This is a genomic window from Phycicoccus avicenniae (assembly GCF_050496545.1).
GTDB classification, from domain to species: domain Bacteria; phylum Actinomycetota; class Actinomycetes; order Actinomycetales; family Dermatophilaceae; genus Phycicoccus; species Phycicoccus avicenniae_A.
The window spans coordinates 81,684-92,458 of the sequence record NZ_JBNVZV010000017.1 but is presented as its reverse complement, the minus strand read 5'-3'; the positions used below and the strand labels follow the sequence as shown (position 1 = coordinate 92,458).

The 10,775-nt window shown below is 75.2% G+C and carries 10 protein-coding genes; 3 read left to right on the top strand and 7 right to left on the bottom strand.

The features are described from left to right. The first annotated feature begins 64 nt into the window (after positions 1–64). Complete coding sequence (locus ACQZ2A_RS14655) at positions 65–1,234, top strand: cupin domain-containing protein (protein WP_430212456.1); 1,170 nt, start codon at positions 65–67, stop codon at positions 1,232–1,234. Here ACQZ2A_RS14655 and ACQZ2A_RS14650 read toward each other — a convergent pair. After that, positions 1,231–2,352: a LacI family DNA-binding transcriptional regulator gene (locus ACQZ2A_RS14650; RefSeq protein WP_430212453.1), complete on the bottom strand. Its 1,122-nt coding sequence runs from the start codon at positions 2,350–2,352 to the stop codon at positions 1,231–1,233. The two genes, ACQZ2A_RS14655 and ACQZ2A_RS14650, sit on opposite strands and share 4 nt — an antisense overlap. Before the next feature lie 185 nt (positions 2,353–2,537). On the opposite strand from ACQZ2A_RS14650, the gene ACQZ2A_RS14645 reads away from it, so the two are divergent. Both ACQZ2A_RS14645 and ACQZ2A_RS14640 read left to right on the top strand, forming a co-directional pair. Beyond that, a complete protein-coding gene (locus ACQZ2A_RS14645; RefSeq protein WP_430212450.1) occupies positions 2,538–3,308 on the top strand; it encodes a 3-hydroxybutyrate dehydrogenase in 771 nt (256 codons plus the stop codon). A 38-nt stretch (positions 3,309–3,346) separates the two neighbouring features. Continuing rightward, the gene (locus ACQZ2A_RS14640; protein ID WP_430212447.1) at positions 3,347–5,182 is read left to right on the top strand and encodes a helix-turn-helix domain-containing protein; all 1,836 of its coding nucleotides are present in this window, start codon (positions 3,347–3,349) and stop codon (positions 5,180–5,182) included. A gap of 99 nt (positions 5,183–5,281) precedes the next feature. Here the strand turns inward: ACQZ2A_RS14640 and ACQZ2A_RS14635 are convergent, their stop codons facing one another. From ACQZ2A_RS14635 to ACQZ2A_RS14610, 6 genes are read right to left on the bottom strand one after another with little or no spacing between them, the layout of a single operon-like run. Next, a complete protein-coding gene (locus tag ACQZ2A_RS14635; protein ID WP_430212444.1) occupies positions 5,282–6,211 on the bottom strand; it encodes an alpha/beta fold hydrolase in 930 nt (309 codons plus the stop codon). Next, positions 6,208–7,245, bottom strand: a complete 1,038-nt coding sequence (locus ACQZ2A_RS14630; protein ID WP_430212443.1) for a branched-chain amino acid ABC transporter permease — start codon at positions 7,243–7,245, stop codon at positions 6,208–6,210. Before ACQZ2A_RS14630 ends, ACQZ2A_RS14635 begins: the two co-directional genes overlap by 4 nt. Continuing rightward, positions 7,242–8,126 carry a branched-chain amino acid ABC transporter permease gene (locus tag ACQZ2A_RS14625; protein WP_430212440.1) on the bottom strand — a complete coding sequence of 295 codons (885 nt, stop codon included), beginning with the start codon at positions 8,124–8,126 and terminating at the stop codon, positions 7,242–7,244. The genes ACQZ2A_RS14630 and ACQZ2A_RS14625 overlap by 4 nt, the downstream gene beginning before the upstream one ends. Continuing rightward, positions 8,123–8,836, bottom strand: coding sequence for an ABC transporter ATP-binding protein (locus ACQZ2A_RS14620; protein WP_430212438.1), 714 nt, complete (start codon positions 8,834–8,836; stop codon positions 8,123–8,125). The genes ACQZ2A_RS14625 and ACQZ2A_RS14620 overlap by 4 nt, the downstream gene beginning before the upstream one ends. Then, positions 8,833–9,567, bottom strand: coding sequence for an ABC transporter ATP-binding protein (locus tag ACQZ2A_RS14615; protein WP_430212435.1), 735 nt, complete (start codon positions 9,565–9,567; stop codon positions 8,833–8,835). The genes ACQZ2A_RS14620 and ACQZ2A_RS14615 overlap by 4 nt, the downstream gene beginning before the upstream one ends. After that, positions 9,564–10,769, bottom strand: coding sequence for a substrate-binding domain-containing protein (locus ACQZ2A_RS14610; protein WP_430212433.1), 1,206 nt, complete (start codon positions 10,767–10,769; stop codon positions 9,564–9,566). Before ACQZ2A_RS14610 ends, ACQZ2A_RS14615 begins: the two co-directional genes overlap by 4 nt. Between the last annotated feature and the right edge of the window lie 6 nt (positions 10,770–10,775).

Below are 10,775 nucleotides of genomic sequence, written 5' to 3'. Positions count from 1 at the left end.
CCCCCCCCCCCCCCCCCCCCCCCCCCCCCCCCCCCCCCCCCCCCCCCCCCCCCCCCCCGCGGCCGTGGTCTCGCTCGCCCCCGGGGAGTTCGCCTCGGGGTACTGGGGCCGGCGCCCCCTGCTCAGCCGCGCGGCCTCGCTGCCCGCGCCGAGCCACGGGTTCGACGCGGCCGCGGTCGACGAGCTGCTCTCGCGCCGCGCGCTGCGCACGCCGTTCCTGCGGATGGCCCGCGACGGCGTGACCCTCGACCCCCGCGACCTCACGCTCGGCGGCGGGGTGGGCGCCGCGATCGGTGACCAGGTGAGCGAGGACAAGGTGCTCCGGCAGTTCGCCGACGGCGCGACGATCGTGCTCCAGGGGCTGCACCGGACGTGGGAACCGGTGTCCCGCACCGCCCGTGAGCTGGCCGCCGACCTCGGCCACCCGGTGCAGGTGAACGCGTACGTGACCCCGCCGCAGAACCGCGGGTTCGACGACCACTACGACGTCCACGACGTGTTCGTCGTGCAGGTCGAGGGCGAGAAGCACTGGCGGGTGCGGACCCCGGTGCTCGAGGCGCCGCTGCGCCACGAGCCGTGGACCGACCGGCGCGAGGCCGTGGCGGCAGCGGCCGACGCGGAACCCGTCGTCGACGCCGTGCTGCGCCCCGGCGACTGCCTCTACCTCCCGCGCGGATGGCTCCACTCGGCCACCGCGCTCGGTGGCACGAGCATCCACCTGACCTTCGGCGTCCACGTCTGGACGGGACGCACCCTCGCCGACGACCTCCTCGCCGCGGCCGGCCGTCGGCTCGATGCCGACCCGGCCCTGCGCGAGTCCCTGCCCGTCGGCGTCGACGCCCTGGACCCGCGCACGACGTCACGGGCACGAGATGCCCTGCGCGACAGTGTGCTCCGCGCTCTCGACGCCGTCAGCGACGAGGAGCTGGCGGCGGCCCTCGCGCGGCGGGCGCGCGCCGCCGAGCGCGCCGAACCGCTCGGGGTGCTCGCCCAGCACCGCTCGGCCGGGGCCGAGGTCGGACCCCGCTGGCGCGTGCGCCGCGGGCTGGCCGCCCGGTGGGAGGGGGATGCGCTCGTCAGCCGCATCGGGCGGTTCGAGGCGACCGGGGCCGACCGCCGCGGCCTGGAGTCGCTGCTCACCGGGGCCGTGACCCCCGAGGCGATGGACGAGGCGCTGCGCCGCCGGCTGGTCCTCGCCGGCGTGCTCGTCCTCGACGACGACCTGGAGGACTAGGCCGAGCCCCGCACGACGAGCCGGGTCGGGAGCACGGTCTCGGCCGGCACCTCGCGGCCGGCCAGCCGGGCGAGGAGGACCTCGGCCATGACGGCGCCCATCCGGCCGACCGGCTGGCGGACGGTGGTCAGCTGCGGCTCGGTCATCCGGCAGACCGGTGCGTCGTCGAACCCCACGAGCGCGACGTCCTGCGGGACCGAGAGGCCGTGCTCACGCAGGGCCCGCAGCGCACCGACGGCCATCAGGTCGGAGGCGGCGAACACCCCGTCGGGGCGCGGGCCGGCGGCGAGCAGCTCGGCCATCGCGCGGTACCCGCTCTCCTCCGAGTAGTCGCCCCACGCGACCCGCACCCGTCCACGGTCCAGACCGGCCGCCTCGGCGGCGTCGAGCGCCCCGACGAGCCGGTCGCGGCCGGAGGACATGTCCTGCGGACCCGCCAGCACCCCGGGGCGGCGGCACCCGCGTGCCACGAGGTGGTCCAGGGCCGCGCGGGCCCCGGCGAGGTTGTCGGCGTCGACCACCACCGGAGGGCGGCGCGCGGCCGGGCGCCCGCCGGACACGGTCGGCACGCCCCGGGACTCGAGCAGACCGGGCAGCGGGTCCTCGGCGTGCAGGGAGAGGAGCAGCACGCCGGCCACGTGCTGCCGGGTGAGGTAGTCCGCCGCCCGGGCGCGCTCGGCATCGGTGCCCGCGAGGACGAGGACCAGCTGCCGCCCGGCCTCCCCGAGGCGCTCGCCGATGCCGCGCACGACGGTGGCGAAGTACGGCTCGCCGAAGAGCCGTTCGCCGGACTCGGAGACGACCAGAGCCACGGTGTCGGTGCGTCGGGTCACGAGCGAGCGGGCCGCGCCGTTGGGGACGTAGCCGAGCGCGCCCACGGCGGCGAGAACGGCGTCCCGGGCGGCCGGGCTGACGTGCGGGGAGTCGTTGAGCACGCGCGATGCGGTGCCGCGCCCCACGCCGGCGTGCCGCGCGACGTCGGCGAGGGTGGGGGGCCGCCCGACCCCCGTGCCGGGGCCGGGTTCCCTGGTGGCGGTCCCGGCACGGGCGTCGGACGGGTGCGAAGGGGAACGCGTCCCTCGGGGCAGGGAGTCCGTGGGAGCGCTCCCATCCGTCACCCCGTCAGTATGTCCGGAGCCGACGGGAGGGCGTCAACGGTCCGGGACTGACGTGTCCGAACCGTGACCGGCGGCGCGGCTCGGCCCGGCGGTGGCGGCGGTGCTGCCCGACCCCACCGATCGCCGCGGAATGTGGGTCCCCGACACACCCGATGTCCGGCCGGCCCTCCCTACCGTCCTTCCCCATGACCGCCGTCCCCAGCCTCTCCGCCGTCGACCTCGACGGCCGCACCGCCCTCGTCACCGGAGCCGCGAGCGGCATCGGCGCGGCCGTCGCGCTCGCGCTCGCCGGGGCCGGCGCGAAGGTGCACGCCGTCGACCGCGACGCCGAGGGCCTGGAGCGCCTCGGCACCGCATCCGGTGTGCAGCCGCACGTCGTCGACCTCAGCGACCTCGACGCCCTCGCGGGTCTGCCGACCGACGTCGACGTCCTCGTCAACAACGCCGGCATCCAGCACGTCAGCCCGCTCGAGGACTTCCCGCTCGAGCGCTTCGACCTCATCCTCGACCTGATGCTCCGGGCACCGTTCCGGCTCGTCCGGCAGTCGCTGCCGCACATGTACGAGCGGGGCTGGGGGCGGGTCGTCAACGTCTCGAGCGTCCACGGACTGCGGGCGAGCGCCTTCAAGGCCGCCTACGTGTCGGCCAAGCACGGGCTCGAGGGGCTCTCCAAGGTCGTCGCGCTCGAGGGCGGCCCGAGGGGCGTCACGTCGAACTGCCTCAACCCGGCCTACGTCCGCACCCCGCTCGTCGAGAAGCAGGTCGCCGACCAGGCCCGCACGCACGGCATCTCCGAGGACGAGGTGCTCGAGACCGTGATGCTCGAGCCGGTGGCCGTCAAGCGGCTCGTCGAGCCCGAGGAGGTCGCCGAGCTGGCGCTCTTCCTCTGCGGCCCGGCATCGGCCTCCGTCAACGGCTCGTCCTTCACGATGGACGGCGGGTGGACGGCGCACTGAGCGCCGCCGGTACCGGTGCGGTCCCTAGGATCGGGGCGATGACGGGCTCGGCGCTCCCCCACGACGAGCAGGACGGCGCGCTCCGGCTGCTGGCCCTGCTCGCCGACGACGCGTCCGTGGCGGAGGTCGCCGCCGTGCCGGCACCGTCGGCGGCGCGCGAGCTGGCGGTCCGGGTGGCGGCGGCCCGCGAGGTGCACCAGCGGCGTGAGGCGGGCCTGTCCGCGCTCCTCGACACGGCGCGCGCCCTGGCCAGCGAGAGCGACACCGCCCAGGTGCTCGACGCCATCGTCCGCCGCGCGCGGGCCCTGCTCGGGACCGACCTCACCTACCTGACACTGCACGACCCCGACCACGGCGACACCTACATGCGGGCCACCGACGGCTCGGTGTCGGCAGCCTTCCAGTCGGTGCGGCTCGAGCTGGGCGCCGGCCTCGGTGGGCTCGTCGCCTCGACGCGCAAGCCGTACTGGACGGCCGACTACTGGAACGACGACCGCTTCCGGCACACCTCCGACATCGACGGCGCGGTGTCGGAGGAGGGCATCATCGCCATCTGCGGCACACCGCTGCTCGTCGAGAACACCTTCGTGGGAGTGCTGTTCGCGGCCAACCGCACCCCGCGCCCGTTCACCCGCGAGGAGGTGTCGCTGCTCGGGCACCTCGCGACCCTCGCGGCCGTCACCCTCGTGCAGACCCGTGCGCTGTCCGACGCCGAGTCGGCCCTGGCCGCGCTGTCCGAGGCCCACGAGACGGTGCGGCAGTACGCCGACGGCATCGAGAAAGCGGCCGCGGCCCACGACCGCTTCGCCTCGCTCGTCCTCGGGGGCGGCGGCACCGACGACCTGACCCACGCGCTCGCCGACCTGCTCGGTGGATGGGCGGCGCTGGTCGACGAGGAGGGCGCGGTGCGCAGCACGACGGCCGGCGCCGAGGTGCCGGACTCCTTCCCCGACCTGCGGTCCGGACGGCTCGTGACGCAGGGGGCCGTGCACGGCCTGGCGGTCGCGACCGGCGAGGAGCAGCTCGCGACGCTCTACGTCGGCGGCACCGGCGAGCTGACCGATGCCGACCGCCGCACCGTCGAGCGCGCCGGGGTCGTCACCGCCCTCGTGCTGCTCTTCGAGCGGCAGGCGGCCGACTCGCGGCAGGCCGCGCGCAACCGGGTGCTCGCCGAGCTCGTCGCGGCCCGCGGGCCGGTCGAGGACCGCGTGCAGCTGCTCCGCTCCACCGGCGCCGACCCCGATGCCCCGGCCTGCCTCCTCGTCCTGCGCGGCGACGCGACGACCTCCACGCGGGCGCTCGCGCTGTCCGCCTCGGCGGCCACCGGCGAGGGCTCGCTCGTCGGTGTCCAGGACGGTGACGTCGTCGCCCTCGTGCCGGGGTCGGATGCCGGGGCGCTGGCCCGCTCGGTCGCGGCGCGGGTGGGGCGTCGGGGCGAGGTGACCGTGGCCGGCGTCGGTCCGCTCGCCGGTGTCGACGACGTGCCCGACGCGCACGAGGAGGCGACGCGAACGGTCGCCGCGCTCGTCGCCCTGGGCCGGCGCGGTGAGGGCGCGGCCGCCACGCAGCTGGGGTTCGCGGGGCTCATCGTCGGGTCCGACCCGGACGTCTCGGCGTACGTGACGCACGAGCTCGGCGCACTGCTCGACTACGACACCCGGCGGGGCACCGACCTCGTCGGCACGCTCGGCGCGTGGTTCGCGGCCGGGCGCTCGCCACGGCACGCCGCGACCCGACTGCACGTGCACGTCAACACCGTGGCGCAGCGCCTCGACCGGATCGGCGCGCTGCTCGGCGACGGGTGGCAGGAGCCGGAGCGCTCGCTCGAGCTCCAGCTCGCGCTGCGGATGCGCGACCTCCTCGCCGCCGACTGACCCGCACTCACCCCTCCCCGCGCGCTTCTCCGCGAACGTGTGTGAACACGCCGGGGATCCCCGGCGAGTTCACACACGTTCGCGGTGGAGGTGGGGGCGTCAGGGGGCCGGAGGGAGCATCCGCTCGACGGCGTCGGCGACGGCGGTGACGCCGGCGTCCTCGAGGACCACCGAGTAGTGGTCGGCGTCGACGGCGGTGGTGCGCAGGGCGTCCGGCAGGTCGAGGGCCTCGAGCCGCTGCGGGTCGTAGAGGCCCTGCGGCTCGGCCATCAGCCCGCGGTGCGCCCACACGAGCTCCACCGGCAGCCCGCGCTCGACCGCCACCCGGGCGGCGCCGTGCGTCTCGGGGTCGGCGAGCACGTCGGCGCCGTCGGCGCGCACGGCGTCGAGGACGCACGAGCTGCGCCAGGCGCCGGCGCCGTCCTCGACGAGGTCGGCGAGCACGTAGCGGCGGGCGGCATCCCCGGACGGGCCGCGCAGCACCGGCCCGAGCGCCGGGTGGGCGTCCCAGAACGTGAGGTACTCCTCGGCGGAGGCGAAGCGCATCGACAGCCGCTGCATCGCCGGCCCGATGACCGCCTGCAGCGCGGCGTCGACGTCGAGGTCCGGCGGGGCCGGGAAGGCGAGGCCGCCGTCGACGAGGACGACCCCCGAGGACCGCTCCGGATGGCGGGCCGCGGCGAGCGCGGAGACGAAGCCCCCCATCGAGTGCCCGACGAGCACGGGCGCCGCGGCGAAGGCCGACGCGATGCCCGCGAGGTCGTCGGCGTGCACCCCGAGGCCGTACGGGCCGGGGGCGCCGGCACTCGCGGCCCGTCCGCGCAGGTCGGGGGCGAGCACCCGGACGGCGCCGGGCCGGCGGCGGCCGAGCTCGTCGGCGACCCGCTGCCAGGAGAGCCCGTTCGCCGTGATGCCGTGGACCGCGAGGACGACGGCCGCGTCCTCGGCGACCGGGCCGGGCGTCAGGTCGTGGACGGCGAGGTGCCCCTCGGGCAGCTCGATGACGAACGCGGGGTCGACGATGCTCATGTCCGGACACCCTTCCGTACGAGGCGGCCTCCGAGGCCGGTCAGGCCGCTCGGGGCGAAGTAGACGACGACGACGAAGAACGCGCCGAGGACGAACAGCGGCTGCGACAGCACCGACTGCAGCGCGCCGGGCAGCGAGTCGAGGATGCCGGAGCCGCTCGCCTCGGTGAGCCGCGCGTCGGCGTAGTGGTAGAGGAAGCCGCCGACGACCGCGCCCCACGTGCTGCCGGCGCCGCCGAGGACGACCATGACGAGGAGCGAGAGCGTGAACTCGGCGGTCGTCAGGTGCGGGCCCGAGCCACCGAGCACGAGGGCGTGCACCACGCCGCCGAGCCCGCCGAGGAAGGACCCGACGACGAGCGCGAGCAGCTTGACCCGGTAGACCGACAGCCCGAGCACCGCGGCGCGGGACTCGTTCTCGCGCACCGCCGCCATCGCGTGCCCGGCCCGGGAGCGCACGAGCAGCCGGACGACCACGACCGCGACGACGAGGAACCCGAGCGCCAGCCAGTACCGGTACGGGGCGTTGGCGACGCCCACCAGGAGGTCCGGCACGGCGTCGCGCGCGAGGGCCTTGCCCTCCTCGCCGCCGGTCACGCCCGCGGGGTCCCGCAGCACGATGATGGACGCCGCCTGCGCGAACGCGAGGGTGACCATCGCGAAGGCGATGCCACCGACCCGCAGCGCGACCGCGCCGACCACCAACGCCAGCAGCGTCGTCCCGCCGAGCGCGACCAGCACCGCGAGCGGCAGCGGCATCGACCACTCGGCGAGCGAGACGGTCAGCAGGTAGCTCCCGGCCGCGATGAACAGGGCGTGCCCGAAGCTGAGCAGGCCGGTGCGCCCGAAGACGACGTCGTAGCTGAGCGCGAACCCGGCGAAGACGAGGCACGTGGCGAGCAGCTGCATCGAGCCGGGCCCGTTGACCCGCCCCGGCAGGAGCCCGGGCACCGAGAACGACAGGTACGGCAGGTACGCGAGAAGCGCCAGGAGGACGAGCGGCGGCAGGACCCGGAGGAGCGGGCGGGCGCTCATGCGGTGGCCCCTTTCAGCGAGGACGGACGCAGGAGGAGGACCAGCGCGAGGAGCAGCACGACCGAGAGGTCGCCGATCCCGCTGGCCGCGTAGTAGTTCGCGAGCTGCTGGACGAGCCCCACCGCCACCGCGGCGACCGCGGTACCGGTGAGCGACCCCATCCCGCCGATGACGACGACGATGAACGCGTAGATGAGCAAGGAGCCGCCCTGGAGCGGCGACACCGTGCCGGCGTACTTCGAGTACAGGACCCCCGCGAGGGCCGCGACGGCCCCGCCGAGCCCGAAGACGACGGTGAAGGTGCGCCGGACGTCGATGCCGAGCGCCTGGACCATCGTGCGGTTCTCGACCCCGGCGCGGATGACCAGCCCGAGGCGCGTGTGGTTGAGCAGCGCGAGCAGGCCGCCGTAGAGGGCCAGGGCGACCGCGAGGTAGAGGAACCGGTCGACCGGCAACCGCGCCCCGAGCAGCTCGACCGTGCCGGTGAGGACCTCCGGCTTGGCGACCGGGTGCGGATCCGAGCCCCAGATGCCCTGTACCGCAGCCACGCTCGCGAGCGAGAGCCCGACGGTGACGAGCACCTGCTGGATGTGGTGCCGGTACAGCGGCCGGATGAGGACGACCTCGACGAGCACGCCCACGATCGCCCCGACGAGCACCGCCACGACGGCGGCCACCAGCAACCGCAGGCCGACGCCCATCGAGGCCGGGAGGGCGTCCATCGTCAGCCAGGCGGCGTAGGCACCGGCGGTCATGAACGAGCCGTGCGCGAAGTTGAGCACGCCCATGAGGCCGTAGACGAGCGAGAGGCCGCTCGCGGCGAGGAAGTACAGCGCGCCGAGCCCGAGCCCGGTGACGAGGATGAGGACGAGGTCGCTCACGCCACCTCCTCCCGCCGCATCGAGACCCCGAGCAGCTCGGTGGTGAGCGCGGGGTCCTCGACGAGCGCGCGCGCCTCGCCGCGGTGCACGACCTTTCCGGCGTCGAGGACGACGACGGTGTCGGCGATGCGCCGCACGAGCGGCAGGTTCTGCTCGACGAGGAGGACGGGGGTCGTCCGGGCGACCCGGGCGAGCACGTCGGCGACCTCGGTGACGAGCTTGGGCGCCAGGCCCTTCGTCGGCTCGTCGACGAGCAGGAGGTCGTTCTCGCGCAACAGGACCCGCGCGAGCGCGACCATCTGCTGCTGCCCGCCCGAGAGCGTCCCGGCCTTCTGGGCGCGGCGGGCGAGGAGGTCGGGGAAGAGCTCCTCGACGATGGGGGCGTCGGCCCCGGTGGTGCCGCCGACGAGGCGCAGGTTCTCCTCGACGGTCAGCCCGCCGAAGACCTCCCGGTCCTCGGGCACGTAGCCGATGCCGCCGGCGACGATGCGGTGCACCGGGTCGCCGGTGATGTCGCGGTTGCGCAGCCGGATGCCGCCGGTGCGCGGCGCGAGGCCGAGGACCGCCTTGAGCGTCGTGGTCTTGCCGACGCCGTTGCGGCCCAGCAGGGCCGTGACCCCGGTGTCGGGGACCTCGAACGAGACGCCCTGGAGGACGTGCGACCCGCCGTAGCGGACATGCACGTCGTCGAGGGTGAGGACGCTGCTCACAGTGCTTCTCCCAGGTAGGCCTGCTGGACGCGCTCGTCGGCGGTCACCTCGTCGGGACGGCCGACCGCGAGGAGGCTGCCGTGGTGCAGGACGGCGACGCGGTCGGCGAGGCCGAGGACGACGTGCATGTGGTGCTCGACCATCGCGACGGCGACGCCGGAGTCGCGCACCTCGCCGATGATCTCGGTCAGCCCGTCGACGTCCTCGGCCGAGACCCCGGCCATCGGCTCGTCGAGGAGGAGGGCGCGCGGCTCGGAGGCCAGGGCCATCGCGAGCTCGAGCTTGCGCCGGCCGCCGTGCGACAGGTCGCGGGCGGGGGTTCCGGCAGTGCCGCCCATCCCGACCCGCTCGAGGAGGCCCTCGACCCGGTCCGCGGCCACCGATGCCGCGCGGCGGAACGGCGAGGCCGGCGCCGGGCCGGAGCCCTGCACCGCGAGGCGCACGTTCTCGCCGGCGGTCAGGCCGTCGAAGAGCGCCGAGGTCTGGAACGAGCGGGCCAGCCCGAGCCGCGACCGCTTCGTGGCGGACGCCCGGCTGACGTCGGCCCCGTCGAGGGTGACCCGGCCGGTGGTCGGCCGGGTCACCCCCGAGAGGACGTTGACGAGCGAGGACTTGCCGGCGCCGTTGGGCCCGATGATGCCGACCAGCTCGCCGGCGCCGACGGTCAGGCTGACGTCCTCGAGGATGCGGGCGCCCCCGACCTGCCAGCCGACGCCCTCGGCGCCGATCACTTGAACGGCGTGACGGGCGGGGCGACGGCCTGCGCGTCGAGGGTCTTGCCCGGCTTGACCGTGTACCCGTCGCCGTCCTTCTCGAGCGACGCGGTGAACATCGGCTGCAGGAGCGCGTGGTCCTCGGGGCGGATGGTCAGCTGCCCCTTCGGGCCCTCGAAGCTCCACCCCTCGAGAGCGGTGACCATCGCGTTCGTGTCGTCGGTGCTCTTCTCGAGCGCGTGCACGACCATCTGGGCGGCGACGAAGCCGTCGTTGGTGAAGAGGTCCACCGAGCCGCCCTGCTCCTTCATCCCGGCGGCGAGCGCCTGGTACGCGGCGTTGTCGGCCGCGCCGTCGTAGAAGTGCGACAGGAAGTCGATCTTCGTCGCGGACTCGCCGAAGAGCGCGTGGGTCGGCTTGATGTCGAGGCCGGTGACGACGGTCGTGGCGTCGAAGACCCCCTGCTGCGAGAGCGAGGTCCACATCTGCGTGGCGTTGGCACCGGCCCACGCGACGAAGAGCAGGTCCGGCTTCGCGGTCTTGATCTTGCTCGCGAACGGCGTGAACTCCGTTGCCGCGGCGGGGACCTCGACGGCCGAGACGGTCGCGCCCTTGGCGCCGAGGACGGCGGTGACGGCGGCGACGTTGGCCTTGCCGAAGGCGCTGTCCTGAGCGAGGACGGTGACCTTCTTGCCCTTCACGTCACCGATCATCGTTCCGGCGGTCGCGACGTCCTGGTAGGTCTGCCGCCCGGAGCGGAAGGTGTACTCGTTGGCACCGGTGACCGCGTCGACGGCCGCCGGGCCCGAGATGAACAGGACCTTGTTGTCCTCCGCGAGCGGGGCGACCTGGAGGGCCACCCCGGAGGCGGTCGAGCCGGCGAGGACCTTGACGCCCTTCCCGACGAGGTCGGTCGCCGCGGCGACGGCCTTGGCGGGGTCACCGGCGTCGTCCTGCTCGGTGACCTCGACCTGACGGCCGTTGACGGCGTTGGTGCCCTTCGTCGCGAAGTCGAGGCCGGCGGTGAAGCCCTGGCGGTACTGCTCGCCGTAGGTGGCCAGCGGGCCGGACTTGCTGTAGACCAGCCCGACCTCCACGGGGCTGCTCGACGCGGAGCCCCCGGAACCGGCGTCGGCACCGGGCTCCCCGGGCGTGCCGCAGGCCGCGAGGGCGAGGGTCAGGACTGCGCTCGCCAGGGCGAGAACGGGGCGACGGTGCACGGGTTC